Annotated in this window: 18 protein-coding genes and 2 pseudogenes; 16 read left to right on the plus strand and 4 right to left on the minus strand. The window is 65.0% G+C overall.

What is annotated here, in order from left to right:
* Positions 1-88 precede the first annotated feature (88 nt).
* The 10 genes and pseudogenes from JWS14_RS45435 to JWS14_RS45480 all read left to right on the plus strand — a co-directional run bounded on the left by JWS14_RS45435 (position 89) and on the right by JWS14_RS45480 (position 5,797).
* Entirely contained in the window at positions 89-925 is an 837-nt protein-coding gene (locus tag JWS14_RS45435) for an SDR family oxidoreductase (protein ID WP_206016753.1), read from the plus strand.
* A gap of 238 nt (positions 926-1,163) precedes the next feature.
* Positions 1,164-1,363: pseudogene (locus JWS14_RS45440) on the plus strand (hypothetical protein); the annotation flags it as partial.
* 15 nt (positions 1,364-1,378) lie between these two features.
* On the plus strand, positions 1,379-2,152 hold the full coding sequence (gene fabG, locus JWS14_RS45445) for a 3-oxoacyl-ACP reductase FabG (RefSeq protein WP_005563657.1): 774 nt from the start codon (positions 1,379-1,381) through the stop codon (positions 2,150-2,152).
* Complete coding sequence (locus JWS14_RS45450; RefSeq protein WP_005563656.1) at positions 2,149-2,604, plus strand: MaoC family dehydratase; 456 nt, start codon at positions 2,149-2,151, stop codon at positions 2,602-2,604. Before fabG ends, JWS14_RS45450 begins: the two co-directional genes overlap by 4 nt.
* 611 nt (positions 2,605-3,215) lie before the next feature.
* Positions 3,216-3,635 carry a MarR family winged helix-turn-helix transcriptional regulator gene (locus JWS14_RS45455; protein ID WP_206016754.1) on the plus strand — a complete coding sequence of 140 codons (420 nt, stop codon included), beginning with the start codon at positions 3,216-3,218 and terminating at the stop codon, positions 3,633-3,635.
* Between the two features lie 36 nt (positions 3,636-3,671).
* Positions 3,672-4,127, plus strand: a complete 456-nt coding sequence (locus tag JWS14_RS45460) for a hypothetical protein (protein ID WP_206016755.1) — start codon at positions 3,672-3,674, stop codon at positions 4,125-4,127.
* Entirely contained in the window at positions 4,124-4,390 is a 267-nt protein-coding gene (locus JWS14_RS45465; RefSeq protein WP_169695331.1) for a hypothetical protein, read from the plus strand. The genes JWS14_RS45460 and JWS14_RS45465 overlap by 4 nt, the downstream gene beginning before the upstream one ends.
* Positions 4,391-4,403: 13 nt before the next feature.
* Positions 4,404-4,717: pseudogene (locus JWS14_RS45470) on the plus strand (rhodanese-like domain-containing protein).
* A 261-nt stretch (positions 4,718-4,978) separates the two neighbouring features.
* Positions 4,979-5,149, plus strand: a complete 171-nt coding sequence (locus tag JWS14_RS45475; protein WP_005563647.1) for a hypothetical protein — start codon at positions 4,979-4,981, stop codon at positions 5,147-5,149.
* A 207-nt stretch (positions 5,150-5,356) separates the two neighbouring features.
* Entirely contained in the window at positions 5,357-5,797 is a 441-nt protein-coding gene (locus JWS14_RS45480; RefSeq protein ID WP_206016756.1) for a hypothetical protein, read from the plus strand.
* Positions 5,798-5,844: 47 nt separating this feature from the next.
* Here JWS14_RS45480 and JWS14_RS45485 read toward each other — a convergent pair whose 3' ends face one another.
* The gene (locus JWS14_RS45485; protein WP_164065325.1) at positions 5,845-6,036 is read right to left on the minus strand and encodes an excalibur calcium-binding domain-containing protein; all 192 of its coding nucleotides are present in this window, start codon (positions 6,034-6,036) and stop codon (positions 5,845-5,847) included.
* A gap of 39 nt (positions 6,037-6,075) precedes the next feature.
* Here JWS14_RS45485 and JWS14_RS45490 point away from each other — a divergent pair, with 39 nt between their 5' ends.
* The 3 genes from JWS14_RS45490 to JWS14_RS45500 all read left to right on the plus strand — a co-directional run bounded on the left by JWS14_RS45490 (position 6,076) and on the right by JWS14_RS45500 (position 10,194).
* The gene (locus JWS14_RS45490) at positions 6,076-6,318 is read left to right on the plus strand and encodes a type II toxin-antitoxin system Phd/YefM family antitoxin (protein WP_241031815.1); all 243 of its coding nucleotides are present in this window, start codon (positions 6,076-6,078) and stop codon (positions 6,316-6,318) included.
* Positions 6,315-6,575: a Txe/YoeB family addiction module toxin gene (locus JWS14_RS45495; RefSeq protein WP_206016758.1), complete on the plus strand. Its 261-nt coding sequence runs from the start codon at positions 6,315-6,317 to the stop codon at positions 6,573-6,575. Before JWS14_RS45490 ends, JWS14_RS45495 begins: the two co-directional genes overlap by 4 nt.
* Positions 6,576-7,218: 643 nt before the next feature.
* The gene (locus JWS14_RS45500) at positions 7,219-10,194 is read left to right on the plus strand and encodes a UPF0182 family protein (RefSeq protein WP_206016759.1); all 2,976 of its coding nucleotides are present in this window, start codon (positions 7,219-7,221) and stop codon (positions 10,192-10,194) included.
* 327 nt (positions 10,195-10,521) lie between these two features.
* Here JWS14_RS45500 and JWS14_RS45505 read toward each other — a convergent pair whose 3' ends face one another.
* The gene (locus JWS14_RS45505; RefSeq protein WP_241031816.1) at positions 10,522-12,048 is read right to left on the minus strand and encodes a DEAD/DEAH box helicase; all 1,527 of its coding nucleotides are present in this window, start codon (positions 12,046-12,048) and stop codon (positions 10,522-10,524) included.
* Between the two features lie 743 nt (positions 12,049-12,791).
* Between JWS14_RS45505 and JWS14_RS45510 the strand changes: the two genes are divergently transcribed.
* A complete protein-coding gene (locus JWS14_RS45510; RefSeq protein WP_206016761.1) occupies positions 12,792-13,046 on the plus strand; it encodes a hypothetical protein in 255 nt (84 codons plus the stop codon).
* A gap of 71 nt (positions 13,047-13,117) precedes the next feature.
* Here JWS14_RS45510 and JWS14_RS45515 read toward each other — a convergent pair whose 3' ends face one another.
* Positions 13,118-13,762, minus strand: a complete 645-nt coding sequence (locus tag JWS14_RS45515; protein ID WP_095869556.1) for a PAS and ANTAR domain-containing protein — start codon at positions 13,760-13,762, stop codon at positions 13,118-13,120.
* Positions 13,763-14,014: 252 nt separating this feature from the next.
* Between JWS14_RS45515 and JWS14_RS45520 the strand changes: the two genes are divergently transcribed.
* Together JWS14_RS45520 and JWS14_RS51340 are read left to right on the plus strand one after the other, a co-directional pair.
* Positions 14,015-14,167 carry a hypothetical protein gene (locus tag JWS14_RS45520; protein ID WP_005570150.1) on the plus strand — a complete coding sequence of 51 codons (153 nt, stop codon included), beginning with the start codon at positions 14,015-14,017 and terminating at the stop codon, positions 14,165-14,167.
* 576 nt (positions 14,168-14,743) lie between these two features.
* Positions 14,744-14,872, plus strand: coding sequence for a hypothetical protein (locus tag JWS14_RS51340; protein ID WP_005570151.1), 129 nt, complete (start codon positions 14,744-14,746; stop codon positions 14,870-14,872).
* Positions 14,873-14,893: 21 nt separating this feature from the next.
* Here JWS14_RS51340 and JWS14_RS45525 read toward each other — a convergent pair whose 3' ends face one another.
* On the minus strand, positions 14,894-15,538 hold the full coding sequence (locus tag JWS14_RS45525) for a TetR/AcrR family transcriptional regulator (protein WP_206016762.1): 645 nt from the start codon (positions 15,536-15,538) through the stop codon (positions 14,894-14,896).
* Between the last annotated feature and the right edge of the window lie 93 nt (positions 15,539-15,631).

Below are 15,631 nucleotides of genomic sequence, written 5' to 3' on the forward strand. Positions count from 1 at the left end.
CGGGTCTGCGCGTGTCTGCTGCGCGCGATGCAAGCGAAGTGCGCTGCCCCCCAAGAGATAAAGCCAATGCGGACCTAGCGTAGATGGCATGAATAGTGCAACCACCTCAGAAGTGCGACCGGCGCCCGACACCCTCTTCTCTGTCGCCGGGCGGACCGCCGTCGTAACCGGTGGCTCACGAGGGATCGGCGCCACGATCGCCCGCGGCCTGGTACTGGGTGGTGCCCACGTTGTCATCACCAGCCGAAAGGAAGAACAGTGCCGCGCGACGGCCGAAGCCATCAATGCCGAGGCAAACGCTGCGGGAACGGCAGGACGCTGCACCCCCGTCGCCAGTGACCTGTCGTCGGCCGAAGGGGTGACCGGTCTGGTCGACTGGCTCGGCGAGCACCTGACAAGCATCGACGTCCTGGTGAACAATGCCGGGGCCACCTGGGGTGCGCCACTTGAAGAGTTTCCCCTCATCGGTTGGACGAAGGTGCTCAACACCAACCTTGTCGCTCCGTTCTACCTCATCACGGGAACGCTTCCGCTTCTTCGCAATGCGGCACGCCCCGACCGGCCCGCTCGTGTCATCAACATCGGCAGCGTGGATGCCTTGGCTACACCTAGCTGGGAGAACTACTCCTACAGTGCGAGCAAAGCCGGGCTGCACATGCTCACCCACCATTTAGCCAAGCAACTGGCTTCCGACGGCATCACCGTCAACGCGATCGCCCCCGGACCGGTCTTGACGGACATGCTCGGACACGTCGCGGCGGATCCAGAGGTCGAGGCAGAGCTGCTTGAGCGCGTCCCGCTGGGCCGCTACGGACAAACCGACGACCTGATCGGCACGGTCCGGTTCTTGGCCTCCCGTGCCGGCTCTTACCTGACCGGCACCATCATTCCGCTCGACGGCGGGATCTCCGGCTGCGCCGGCTGAACCTTCGCCTCCACCTTCTTCCACGTACAGCAATCACCGATTCGAGGAACAACCAAGCCTGAAGTTGTCATCGTCGCCACTGCACGTTCGTCGATCGGAAGAGCCATCAAGGGCTCCATTGAAGGACAATCGGCTCGATGACCTCCCCCTCCAGATGGTCACGGCCGCGTTGGCGAATGTACCTGCACTCGATCCAAGCGCCATCGACGACCTCATGCTCGGTGTCGGCGAACAGTGACTGAACGTCAGCGGTGGGCCATCGCCATCGGCCACCCGTTCGGCATGACCGGTGCGCGGATCACAAGCACCCTCATCAACTCACTGCAGACGCATGACAAGCAGTTCGGCCTCGAAACCATGTGCGTAGGCGGAGGACAGGGCATGGCACTGATCCTCGAACGCTCTCCTGGCCCGAAGTCACATCGATCCAATCCTTGAGAGGTACCCCATCTCGTGAACGCATCACCTCATCCCGAACACCGCCGTACCGCAATCGTTACCGGTGCTGCACGGGGAATCGGCGCCGCCGTCGCACGGCGGCTCGCAGCAGACGGCCACGCTGTCGCCGTCCTCGACCTCGAGGAGGCCGCCGCCCAGTACGTGGTCGACACGATCACTCAGGCCGGAGGCACTGCACTTGCTGTCGGCGCAGACGTCTCCAACGGAACTGGTGTCGAGAAAGCAGTGGATAAGATCACAACGGAGCTCGGAGCGCCGGTCGTTCTGGTCAACAACGCTGGCGTCACCCGCGACAATCTTCTGTTCAAAATGTCGGCCACCGACTGGGATACCGTCCTGAACGTCCACTTGCGTGGCTCGTTCCTGATGACGAGAGAGGTTCAGGGACACATGACTCAGGCCGGTTTCGGACGAATCATCAACCTCTCGAGCGTGTCGGCGCTCGGAAACCGCGGTCAAGCGAACTACGCCGCAGCCAAAGCCGGGCTGCAAGGTTTCACCAAAACCCTTGCCCTCGAGCTCGGCAAATTCGGCGTTACCGCCAACGCCGTTGCTCCCGGTTTCATCGAGACCGAGATGACAGCCGCGACGGCAGCGCGAATGGGAATGAAATTCGACGATCTCAAGAAGAGGGCGGCCGCCGACATCCCCGTCGCCCGAGTTGGGGTCCCCGACGACATCGCACACGCGATCTCATTCCTTGCCAGTGAGGGAGCCGGATTCGTCTCCGGGCAGGTTCTCTACGTCGCCGGAGGGCCCAAAGTATGAAGACACTCAACGGAATCGATGAATTGCACGCGGTGGCGAACACCCCGATCGGCTACTCGTCATGGCACACCCTCACACAGGAGAAAATCGACGCGTTCGCTGACGCGACGGGTGACCACCAGTGGATTCACGTCGATCCCTCACGGGCTGCTGACGGACCGTTCGGTGCCACCATCGCCCACGGACATCTGCTGACTTCGATGATCCCGATGCTTGTATGGGAGGTCTACGTTGTCGACGGCGTCCGAATGGGAATCAACTATGGGTCGAACAAGGTTCGATTCCCGGCACCCGTCCCCGTCGGCTCGCGGATTCGGGCTGCGGTTGAAATAGCAGACGTTGAAACCGTTCCCTCGGGCGTCCAGGTTGTCACGGCCGTCACGATCGAACGCGAGAATGCCGACAAGCCGGTTTGTATTGCTGAGATTGTCAGCATCTACTTTCCGAATTAACGTCGCAACTTTGCGAAATCCCCACCGGATAGATTGCACGATGACAAATGATCGAAGGGGGCTGCACTGGCTCAGCGGGTCTTCGCGGTTGCGGCGACCACGTCGCGGCGGAAACTCTTCGGGGAACGGCTTCGGGATCGCGAAAGACTTCGGGATTTCCGAGCCGACCCTGCACAACTGGGTCAAAATGGGTCTCGGTGACGAGGGAAGTGGGGAGTGAGGCTCCGGTGAAGACGTCGCCGAAGGAGATTCGTGAGTGGGCGATCAGCGAGGGTCACGAGGTGTTGTCCCGCGGCGGATTTCGGCCGAGCTCGAGCGAGCCTTCCGTGATGCTCAGGTAGCGACGCCGGTCGCGTGAGTCGCAACATTGCCCTGTTCCAAAGTGTGGCCATCCTGCCAGGGAGGCTATGAGCCTGCGGGACGATGATCTTCGGCGCCGTGCGGTGCGGTTGTCCGCGTCAGCGGTGCCGGCGTCGGGTCTTCGCCGGCACCGGCGAGGCTGGTCAGGGCCGGGGTGGACTTCGGCTTCTCTCGGCGTGAACTCTGAGGGGGGAATCGACGGTTCGCCCACAAATCGAGCTGTGGTGGTGCGGTGTGGGTAGCCTGCTCCCATGTCGCAGCCTCCGCCTTTCAGTCCTACGGTCACGCTGCTCACGGTGAGCCGGGTGTGGGAGGCGGCATTCACCGACGGTTTGAAGCCGCTCGGGTTGACTACCCGCAAGTACGGGCTGTTGGGGCACATCCGCGGGACGCCGGGCATCTCGTTCAGTGAGCTCGCTCGGCGTTCCCGCATCACCGTGCAGAGCGCTCACACGGCGGTCGCGGCGTTCGTCGAGTCCGGGTTGGTCGACGACTCGACCGCGCACGCCGGGGCCGCCTCGACCCTGCGGATCACGGCGGAGTGCGAATCACTGCTGGCTCGCGCGGCCGAGGTAGTGGCCCGTCTCGATGACGAGTTCGCCGCGCAGCATCCCGAGCTGACCGAGGCGCTGCGGGCGCACACGGTGCGGGTGATGTCGGCGACTGACTGACACCTCACCCGCCAACCTTCAGTTAGGCTGAAGGTCATGGAATCATTGTTGCTCTCCCTCCACGTAGTGGCGGGCATCCTCTTCGTGGGCCCGGTCGCGGTGGCCACCAGCCTGTTCCCCCGGCACGCGCCGGTGACCGCCACAGTGGGCGGTGCGCAGCAGATCGAGCGGAACATCAACACCGCCCGGGTGCTGCACCGGATCACCCGCCTCTACGGCGTCCTGGCGATCGCGGTCCCGGTCGTCGGCCTTCTCCTCGCCACCGTGCAAGGCCGCACGAGCGAGGTCTGGCTCGTGGTCGCGATGGTGCTCACCGCGATCGCCGGTGGACTGCTCGCCCTGCAAATCGCCCCGCTCCAACAACAGGCGCTCACCACACCCGACGACGGAACCCAACTCCGGCGCCTCGGCATGGTGACCGGCCTGTTCAACCTGCTGTGGGTGGTCGTCGTCGTGCTGATGATCGCGCGACCCGGATCGAGCTACGTATGACCGGGTTGCTGCGCACGCTGGCCGTGCTCTCGGCACTCGAGACCGTCAGCGTCCTGGGGTTGCTGGCCAACCTCGGCACCGTGCACGACGCCGCGGTCGCCGGAGTCCTCGGCCCGATCCACGGTGCGCTCTACCTGTCCGTCGCCGTCACGGCACTGCTCGGTCGCGGCCTGACGACCCGGACCCGCATTGGTGCGCTCGTGCCCGTGCTCAGCGGCCCTCTCACGATGGTCAACCTGCGGCAGGAGGCGCGCAGCGCATGAGTCTCAGGATTATCTGCGCCGACCGCCGGCGATCAGCGCCGCGGAGGCGGTCCGCCTCGTCGAACACGGTGCCCTCGTTGTCAATGTCCGCCGCCAGTTCGAGTGGAACCGGGTACACATCCCCGGCGCGTGCACGCGCCACTCGAGGAACGGCTCGACCGCTGCCTGGAGTTCCCCGACGACCGTCTGCTCATCACCTTCTGTACCGGCGGAATTCGCTCGGCCGGGGCTGCGAACCTGCTGGTGGAGAACGGCTTCGACGCGGTGAACATGAGCGGTGGCCTCGTCCACTGGCGCGGTGCGGGCGGGTCACTGACCGCCCGGTGAGAGGGTGGCACTCTCTCCGCGATCCCGTCCCTTGCGACACTGGTCGAGCTGGCACCCGGCCTGGGCGGATCGTCTAAGGGTGTGCGCCGCCCGCCCGATACTTGGTGTCATTCGCTCGATATGCAATGGGTGTCGACTGGAGTGACGCCATGTCCCGCAAGGGCGGAGCGGTGGTCCGCGCTGCGTTGTCGGCGTTCTGCTCGGCGCCACGCGGGAGGCACAGTTCCTACTCGCACTCCGCCGGGGTGGGATGCTAAGACCGTGAGCGAGCGAAACGTAGCCGACGTCGAGCGTGAGCTCGCCATGCTCGCCTACGTCCGCGACCGCCTCCGGGTCTCGGAGGGCACAGACTTACGGATTCCGACCACCGCCGTAGACCGGGTTCTCGATGAGCTCAACAGTCTCGAACGGGCGCCGCGGAAGCGGAACTGACCCCCGCCGGTGCGGACCGATGGCGGGACCTCGCATCTGAGGTCGCCGGCCGCGCACGGTTGTAGCGGCCTCTATGAGGTGGATCCACCCGCCGATGACCCACGACAGCGCTCGCGTTCCGGCTTTCTCGTTGCCGTCCACCGGTTTTTCGGGTCGGCCGCAGGGCAGGAGTGGTGCAATGAAGGTGTGTGACGAGGTGAGTGAGCGATGAAGCAGGTCCTGAAGGCGGTGCTGGTGTGCCTGGTGGTCGGCGCCGCGGTGCTGGTGGTGTGGGCGGTCGCGTCGCGGCCGGACTCGCCCGAGCCGCCGCGCCCGCTGCCCGATACCGCGGTCATGGTCCACGGCGGACCGACGACGTGCAGTGAACTCTTCGGGCAGCCCTGTGATTTCGGGTTGCAGTCCGCCTTCAACCGGTGGGGGACAGGCCTCGCTCCGTTCGTCGATTCCGGGGTCCTGGGCCCGTACGCCGAGCGGATCGGGTTCGTGGCGTCGGCGAAGCTGAGTCTGGACGCCTGCGCACTCTCGCACACCACCGGAAAGACGGTCCTCGAATTCATCGACCAGGCGCAACGGCAACACCCGGACGCCGGCAGCCCCGAACTGTTTCCGTTCTGGAACCGGACCCGGCAAACCCTGTGCCCCCTGTGACCCGCACCGTCGACCACGGCACGACGTCACGCGATTTTGACGCCGCATCACTTGTCGCAGGCGATACCGTCCTTGTCCCGGTCGAGTTTCGTCGAGTAGCCGGGCTCGATTGGTAGATCGGCGCCCGCACCGGCTGCTTTTGCCCCGGCGCAGGACGCGAAGCTGAACCGTGTCGTCGAAGTCGTCGGCGAACACCGGTCGTCCCCTTGGACTGCGGAAGTATGTCGGGTTGCGTACAATTTCTTGTACGTAATAACGGAGGTGTGCTAAGGCGAACCATGACCTACTCGGAGTCTCGCGCGCGGTACGCCGAGGTCCTCAACGCCGTCGTCGATGACCGGGAAGAAATCGTCATCACGCGGGCGGGTCACGAGCCGGTGGTGATGGTTTCGCTCGACGACTATGAGTCGTTGAAGGAAACGGCATACTTGCTCAGGAGTCCGGAGAACGCCCGCCGGCTGTTGGCGTCGATCGATCGGTTGGAGTCCGGCGGGGGAACTGTCCGGGATCTGGCTGAATGAAACTTGTCTGGGACGAGTCTGCGTGGGAGGACTACGTCTGGTGGCAGGCGCAGGATCGGAAGATCGTCAAGCGGATCGACACACTACTCAAGGATGTCGAACGCAACGGGAACGACGGAATCGGCAAGCCCGAGCCCCTCAAGCACGGTTTTCAGGGCTACTGGTCCCGGCGTATCACCGATGAGCACCGGCTGGTTTATAAAATTGTCGATCATCAGATCCGCATTGCTGCCTGCCGTTACCGCTACGGACACTGATCGCGCTCACCACGGCGGCTGGGCTTAACGACAACGACTGCGGAATGGTTCTAGTCCACTGGGCATGACGCTCCGACTGTCCGCGTTTCGGGAGGGCGAGTAGTAGCCCCATTGATGGGTGAGGTGTGGCCGACCCGCCGAGTTGGGGGACGTCTTGGTGGCTGGGCTGGACGCCCTGACCGACCGCGGCCTGCTGACCGGTAGAACCGATCGGCAGCGTTTGCTGACGATCGGCTTCGACGACCTTCGGGGAATCCTGCACCACGCGAATCGCTGCACGGGCCATCACCTCAGCCGGCGAACGGCCTCCCCGCACCGACGCTCTCGTTGCAGCCAGCTGATGCGCATGGACGGCGTGTTTCGGCCGGCGAGTGGCAGGGTGCCCTTGACGGTCGTTTCCACGGTTCTGCCGATCACGGTCACCGCGATGTGTCACCGGCCGAGGAGGAACCGGCGACGAGCCGCGCCCTCGAACCCGGCGGCGCTCCACTCGCGGGTCCACTTCGCCCAATCCGATGCCGAGTGCGCGCCGGCCAGGATGAGCCCGGCGCCGCCTAGAATGGGGTGATACGGACGCCTTCGCTGGATCGGGCGAGGTGGTCCGCGGCGGGGCTGCTCGTGAGCCGACCCGTGGGAGGTGGCCATGCAACCGTCCGACCGGATGCGGGCGCTGCCGCGGCGGGCCCGGGTCATGATCATGGTGACGATGGCGCTCATTGCGTTGCTGGTGATCGGGCCGCGTCTGGTCGTGGGGTTTACCGATTGGCTGTGGTTCGGTGAGGTTGGTTACCGTCGCGTGTGGGGGACGGTCTTGGTCACCCGCCTGATCCTGTTCACGGCGGTGACGTTGCTGGTGGGTGCGGTGATCTTCGCGGCCGTGGTGTGGGCGTACCGGTCCCGCCCACTGTTCGCGGCCTCGGGCGCGAGCACGGCGAAGGATCCGGTCGAGCGGTACCGGGAGGTGGTGTCGCGCCGTCCGCGGTCGTTCACGGTGGGGATCGCATTGCTGCTGGCGCTGCCGTTCGGGCTGCACGCGCAGGCGAGTTGGGAGACGGTGCAACTGTTCTTGCACGGCGGCGCGTTTGGCACCGTGGACGCGGAGTTCGGGTACGACATCGGCTTCTATGTCTTCGATCTGCCGTTCTACCGGCTGATCCTGGCGTGGCTGTTCATCGCGGTGTTCCTGGCGTTGCTGATCGGTCTGGGAACCCACTACCTGTTCGGCGGCATCCGGCTGGCACCGAGCAAGGACCACGTCATCGAGGTGTCCCGGCCGGCGCGCATCCAGCTTGCGGTGTTCGCGGGCACGTTCATCGCGCTGAAGGCGGCGTCCTACTGGCTCGACCGGTACTCCTTGTTGTGGAGCGGCCGGAAGGAACCGACTTTCACCGGCGCCGGGTACACCGACATCAACGCGGTGCTGCCGGCCCGGTTGATCATGGTCGCGATCGCGGTGCTGTGCGCGGTGGCGTTCTTCGCCGCGATCGCGGTGCGGGACCTGCGGATCCCGGCGATGGCCACGGCGCTGCTGGTGCTCTCGGCGATCCTGGTCGGCGGAATCTATCCGGCGCTGATCGAGCAGTTCTCGGTCCGCCCGAATGCCGCCGACCGGGAGAGTCCCTACATCGAACGCAACATCGCCGCGACCCGGCAGGCCTACGGAATCGGCCCGGACCGGGTCGACTACCTCGACTACCCCGGGGTGGGCACCCGGTCGCCCCGGGACATTCCCGCCGACGTCACCACGATCGCCAACGCCCGCCTGCTGGACCCGACCGTGCTCTCGCGCACCTTCACCCAGCAGCAACAGCTGAAGAACTTCTACGGCTTTCCCGAGCACCTCAACATCGACCGCTACACCATCGACGGACAACTCACCGACTACATCGTCGCGGCCCGCGAGCTCTCCCCGAACAGCCTCAGCGGCAACCAGACCCAGTGGATCAACCGGCACACCGTTTACACCCACGGCAACGGGTTCATCGCCGCTCCCGCCAATAGGGTCAACGCCGCCGTCCGCGATGTCGCCGGGCAGAGCGCGAGCAGTGACAGCGGGTATCCGATCTATGCGGTCAGCGATATCGCCTCCCAGGTGGGCGGCGACCAGGTGATCCCGGTCGAGCAACCGCGCATCTACTTCGGTGAGGTGATCGCGCAGGCGGACCCGGACTATGCCATCGTCGGAGGCCCGGAGGGTGCGCCGCCGCGCGAGTACGACACCGACACCGCCCAGTACACCTATACGGGCACCGGTGGGGTGCCGGTGGGCAGTTGGGTCAACCGGTTGGCGTTCGCCGCCCGGTACGGCGAGCGAAACATCTTGTTCTCCGGCGCCATCGGGTCCGAGTCGAAGATCATCTTCAACCGGGACCCGGCCGCCCGGGTTGAACACGTCGCCCCGTGGCTGACCACCGACTCCAACCCGTATCCGGCGGTGGTCGGCGGCCGGATCGTGTGGATCGTCGACGGCTACACCACCGCCGCGCACTACCCGTACTCGCAGGTCGGTTCACTCGCTGAGCCGGTCGTGAACGACGCCGGCCGAACCCTGGCCCGCGAGGAGGTGTCCTATGTGCGGAATTCGGTGAAGGCTACCGTCGACGCCTACGACGGCACCGTCACCCTCTACCAGGTCGACGAGAACGACCCGGTCCTGCGGGCGTGGATGAGCGTGTTCCCCGGCACCGTGCAGCCGCCGACGGCGATCCCGACCGAGCTGCGCGCGCACTTCCGCTACCCCGAGGATTTGTTCCGCCTGCAGCGGGACCTGCTGGCGAAGTACCACGTCGATGATCCGCGGGAGTTCTTCACCACCAACGCGTTCTGGTCGGTGCCCAGCGATCCGACCGCCGACACCGGTGGGGAGCAGCCGCCGTACTACGTTCTGGTCGGCGACGCCGGTACCGCGGCCCCGTCCTTCCGGCTCACCAGCGCCATGGTCGGCTTCAACCGCGAATTCCTCTCCGCCTACCTCTCGGTGCACTCCGACCCCGAAAACTACGGCAGGATCGACATTCTGCGGTTGCCGACGGACACCCAGACCCAGGGCCCGCGGCAGACCCAGAATTCGATGATCTCCGACACCCGCGTCGCCTCCGAGCGCACCCTGCTCGAGCGGTCCAACCGGATCTACTACGCCAACCTGCTGACCCTGCCGATCGCCGACGGCGGCATTCTCTATGTCGAACCGGTGTTCACCGAACGTTTGACCAGCACGCCCAACAGTTCCACGTTCCCGCAGCTGGCCCGGGTCCTGGTCAGCTACCGCGAACCCGGCACCGGTGGGGTGCGGATCGGGTACGCCCCCACCCTCGCCGAGGCCCTCGACCAGGTCTTCGGCACCGGCACCGGCGCCGTTGCCACCGCACCCGGCGGCGACGCCACCACACCACCACCTCCCGGCGGGCAACCGCCGGCGCCGCCCCCACCGGGCGCCCCGCCCGCCCCGCCGCCGGCGGCATCGGACCAGCTGACCGCCGCGGTCCTCGAACTCAACGACGCCCTGGCCAACCTGCGCGAGGCGCAACGCACCGGCGACTTCACCGCCTACGGCGCGGCCCTGGACCGCCTGCAACAGGCCATCGACACCTACCTGGCCGCGGGCGGCACCCCGCACTGACCCATCCCCTCCGCGCGATCCGCGCAATGACGTTGTCCCGTATGGAAAATTGCGGGTTCGGGCTGTAGACCGGCCAGGACCACCCGCGGGCCGCGCACGCGTTCACCATCGCCGTCTCTCCGCCCCTCGAACTGATGAAGATCGACGGCGGCGAACTCTCTGCCGATCCTCGGTCTGGTTGCGCTCCCGCTCATCGGGTAGCGACCCATCCTTGTGTCGTTACTCGGCGGCCCACACCAAGGTGGACACCCAACTGTGAGCACACTTGCGGGGTTATGTACATCCGCTCGCTCTCGATTGCAGAGGTCCCTGGTCCAGGCATCATTCCTACTCGAAGATGCTTTCGGGAAGCCAGTCTGCGTCGAACAGTCGGGCGAGGTTTCCGAACCCCCCGAGATCGCCATCGACACTGGCTGATGTCACCATGAGCCGATTGATCATGATCCGAGCCGCCTGCTCCTCCACCGTTCCGGCGGCGAACAGGAGTGACCATGAGCAAACCTGCCCGTCGCGATGCGCACGACCCATCGTTTGGCGTGCGGTAATTCCGGAGTAGCGAGGCTGGTGGAAGAACCCGATGCGACGTGCCGATGAGGCGCGGGAACCGTCGACGATCAACTCGGAGGCCTGCAGATTGATCGCAGATGCGGTGTTGAACACCACGACCGGGTTGTGGCCGCGCTGAAATCTGATGCGTTCCGTCTCGAGATCGCCGCCGCCGAAGATGCGCGAGACGCCAATGCCGTGCTCCTCCAGGAGGTTGGCTACCGGGTCGGCGGCCGTGGTGACCAATTCGACGGCGACGAGTACCTGGTAGCCGCGTTCGACGTGTGCGGCTACCAGCTCGGCGGTCTGCGGGGCTCGCAGCATGCCTGCCTTCTGTCGGAACCGCATCAGAGCGGCACGGCCGCGGGCGGTGTCGTTCCCCTGGCGGGCGATTCTCATCGCGCTTCGGAACTCACTCCAGTCCTGGTGGTAGGCAGCCCATTGTGTGGCGGTGAAGTCGAGTGGGAGGCCGTCGATAGGTGGTGGCCCCCAGGGCGCGTCGCGATGCATCATGACGGGCGGGTCGGATTCGGTCATCCATTTTCGGACGCGGGTGACGGCCTGATGCTGCAGCCGCTGAGAGCCTTTTGCTTGGTCGTTCCAGTCCCATTTGCCCTTGTCCCACCCGGGAGCCAGGGGTAGGCCATGCTCGACCAGTTTCTTACCGAGATCGGCCCACTCGCCCGGCGGGTCATCGTGCAGTTGCGCGAAAAGCGAAGACAAGTAGGTGTATTCGCCTGGGTGATGACCCGGCGTCGCTGTCACGGTGATGACGAACGGCGCCTTCTCTGGTGATGCGGAGAGGCGGTTGATGCGCCGCTGGTATTGGGTGCGCTGGGCGGTGAGGTGTCTGAATTGCTGGGCCTCGTCATTGATGATGAGGGAAAAGGAGTACTTCGGTTGGCCGTTGCGTCCGAGCAACTTCTTGAGCTGGTCCGGGGAGATGATCAGCAACCGATAGCCTCCGTCGCCGAACGCAGCGAGGGCGTCGCGCCACGCGGCGATGGTGATCTGGGCCGGCCGGTCCACGGTGATGAGTACGGTGTCGCCGCCCCCTAATTTCAGCGCAGCTTTCGCGCCGAGGATTGCGCTGCCGGTCTTGCCTACACCGGGCTCGTCGGCCAACAGGAATCCGCGCTTGCCGTGGTGAAAGGCCGTCGCGATCGCCTTCGCGGCGTCCGCCTGTTCGGGCCGCGGTATCTTGTGGAAACCAGTAGCGCCCGGTTGCCGCACGCCGTTGAGGTCCTCTTCGACCCAGCGAGCGTACGAGTACGGTTTCGACGCGTAGGCGGTGAGTTCGTCGGGCAATTGAGTGCCGATGTAGGCATGTGCTTTGAGCGCTTTGTAGTACTTGGCACCGGGCGCGGATGCCCGGTACGGGACGTCGAGGATCCAGATCTGCTCCCCGTGCCCCGGGGTGGGTATCAGCGGCGCGGCGCTGGCTCGTCTGGGCTTGGAGCGTCGCTGGGTGGTCTTCCGTGCGGCCATGAGTGCAGGCTATTCCAAGACGAATCGTCGAGGTCAACGACCATCCTGGGCCGGGCCCGTCCGTCCATCGCCCGCGGCGACAGCACGCGATTTCTCGGCGTCAGCCACCGGGGAGGGAGGGATGGAGTGGAGGGATGGAGTGGAGGGAGGGAATGGAATGGAGGGAATGGAATGGAGGGGTGTTCACCTATGGCGAGCAACGGTGCGGGCCTGGGTACCTCCACGAACTGACTGGGCGGTAATCACGCGTAAGAGGGGCTACTAATCACACCTGATTCCGCTGCTGCGGGCACGCGCACTCCATGCGAACGGGTGGTTGCTGCAGATCGTTCTGGTGGGCGCAGTGCCGGCGGGGGAGTGGAGTGAGTGCCTCACCGTCAGTGTCCGCAGCGTCTCGGCAAAACGCCAGCTGAGGACAATTTTTGCTCTGCAGATCGCTTTCGGAGCACCTCGACCGGCGATTCCGGGCAGGTGGGACGGAATATGCCGTGCCGAGGGTGTTACCACGGCACTCGGGCCGGCGCCGCGGTAACAGCACAGCTGGTGATCGCGAAGTTGATCTTGTGCGGACATTGATATTGATCGGAACGGCCCTCGGACTCGGCGCGGGCCTGGTGTGTACCAGCTTGTTCGCCTGGTGGTTGTCGTACCCGGTGCGCTTCACCACGGGGTACGTCGGGTCTGGCGCCGGGCGCATGGAATCGGTGGACCCCATCCCGTTCCTGGTGGCCGGCCTGATTACCAGTGCGTGCCTCGGCGCGGCCGCCGGTTACGCAGCCGCCCACCGCGGCTGGCGGCTGATAGGACACTGCGCCTGACGTCCGTGTGCTTGATCCGGACATTCCGGTCCCGGTTCTGCGGGGTGACGACCCCGACCCGGGGCCGCCGTCTACACCGGGCGCGGGGCTCCTTCGTGGGCGGTGAGCAATAGGTGGTCGAACTGGGTGCGCAGACTCGCGCCGGATTCGCACTGGCCGAATCCGGCGACGATCTGTTCGGCGAGGATGCGTAGCCGGGTGTTGGTCTGCTGGGAGCGCCAGATGAGGATGTCGAACGCCCGGTCGGCGGAGATACCGTAGACCAGCATCAGCGCTCCCTTGGCCTGCTCGATTACCGCCCGTGACTGTTCGAGTTCGGCGACAGCTTCGTCGACCGACTCCTTCACTTCGTCGCGGTAGGAGTCGGTGAGGTCGATGTAGAACCCGGTTGTGCCGACCACGGCACCGGTGTCGTCGCGCAACCGGTCGCCGACGACGACGACCTGGTGGACGTTGCCGGTGGTGTCGAGGATGCGGTGTGTGCTGCTGAAGGGTTCGGCGGCGCTGATCATCCGGTCCAGTAGCCGCGCGACATTCGGGTGGTCCTCGGGGTGTTTGTGGGAGAGCAGCAGTTCGGTGGTCGGGACGATCTCACCTGGCTGGTACCCGTGCATCCGGGCGACGGCATCGGACCATTCCCACCGCTGCCCGTCCAGGAAGAATCGAAAACTGCCCACCCGCTGCGGTTCCCCACCGAATACCTGCTCTGAGTTCACGTCCTATTTCTAGCGCATCGCGGTAGCCGGAGAGTTGCCGTGGTCCCGTGGCCGAGACGGCCTCCGGCCGCGTCGCGACTCGGCGGCGCAGAAGGCGTCAACTGTGCTGCGGCAGGGAAGGGTTGGCGCCGACAGGGTCGGTGAGGTACAACCTTGACAGCAGAAAATGTGAAGCGAGTCACATCACTGTGACGGAGGTGCACACCAACAGGGTGTGCCGAGTCCGCAGACACGATGAAAGGCAGGGCGCGCATGACGACAGCCTCGATGATTCCGGCGTCTTCGATCACCTCGCCGCCGCCGGTGCGGCGCAGCGGCGGCATGAGCACCGCGGAGATCAAAGCGAGGATCGAGGCCATGTATGCCGACGACCGACGACCGGTCCACCAGACGGGTCCACGCTGACACATTAAGGGCGACAAAAATGAATGTGCTGCTTCTGCTGGGTTTGCTGATCACCGCGTTCGCTGCTGTGCTGGCGATGCAGACCGACGAGCAGTCCCGCTCTCGGCACTGACCGGCGTGAAATTATCGTGCCTAGTGCGCACACCATGAGTGACACGGAGCACTCGAGACCAGGACGAAGGTTTGTTGGAGGTGGTGTAGGTTCTCGAGTTCGATGTCAGTCGTCTCGATTTCGTGTCAGCAGCGTGGCAGTTTCTCAAATTGGTGTCAGCAAGGATGTCTAATCCTGCAAGTTGGTTCAGGTCCGAGCGTTTCTCTGGTTGTCGACAAACGCCACGGTCGACCTGGAGGTCGAGAATATTGACAAGATCGCGGGATCCTCTGATGACCCGACCGTGAGAATCCGCGGTTCGGGCCATTCCGATTCCGACAGAGCAGAGTTGACCAAGACCAGGTCGCCACTTGAAATTCTCACCCCAGGTCCAAGCGTCGGCTTTCAACGACTCGTTGGCGCAGGATACTCGGCGAGGAGGGTCGAGCCCTTCGTGATGCTGAAGTCCGGCAGCGCCGTCCGACGTGCAGGCGCTGACCGAGTACGCCAATCAGTACCGGCCGCTACAAGTCTCCCTGTACGTTCCACTGGTTGCCGAGCTCCCGAAGGGCGCCACCGGCAAGGTCCTCGAGCACGAACTGCGCCGAGGCTGAATTCGCTCCGGCTCATCGCCGCTACGGCGGAGAGATGAGCCGGATCACCCCATCGAGTATCAGCTCGATCTTGTCTGCGCCGAAGTTGTGGGGCTCGAGGGGGGCGATGATCGCCAACCCGTCACCCATCGCCCCGATTTGATCGACGAGGATCACCGCGGATACGTCATCGCGGATCGTGCCGCGCCGCTGGCCTTCCCGGACAACGTCGGCGAAGCGCGCACGATAACTCGCGTATCGCCGAGCGATGGTCTCCCGCAATTTCGCGTCGAATTGCGTATTGGCCAGCAGTTGCGACATCACATGGGAGAATTCCGGTTCCCCGACCGACATTTCCAGCCATTGCTGCAGCAATCCACGAATGTCTGCCTCCGGTGCGACGGCATCGAGCAGTGTGTCGTACCGGTCGAAGCGGCTTTCCGCGAGCGCGTGGACGAGGTCGCTCTTGTTGGCGAAATAGTAGGTCACCGCCCCCGTCGTATATCCAGCGCGTTCGGCGACTTTTCGAAGCGACGCTCTCGCGAACCCCTGCTCGGCGATGACGCTGGTTGCCGCTCTGAGCAGCTCCGCCCTCTTCTCCTCGTGATCGCCTACCGGGCGCCCGGGTCCTCGCATCGGGCGTGCCGTGTGTTCGGCACCACCCGGGTCGTTCGTCTGCGTCAGCATGGTCCCATCATCACATCGACGCCGCCCCGGATCGACCCGCAGGCATCTGCACGGTGCCGAGCAGCCTTCCAACGTGGTTTCGGTTCCTGGCGA

Origin of the sequence: Rhodococcus koreensis, assembly GCF_017068375.1 — a bacterium.
GTDB lineage: Bacteria > Actinomycetota > Actinomycetes > Mycobacteriales > Mycobacteriaceae > Rhodococcus_F > Rhodococcus_F koreensis.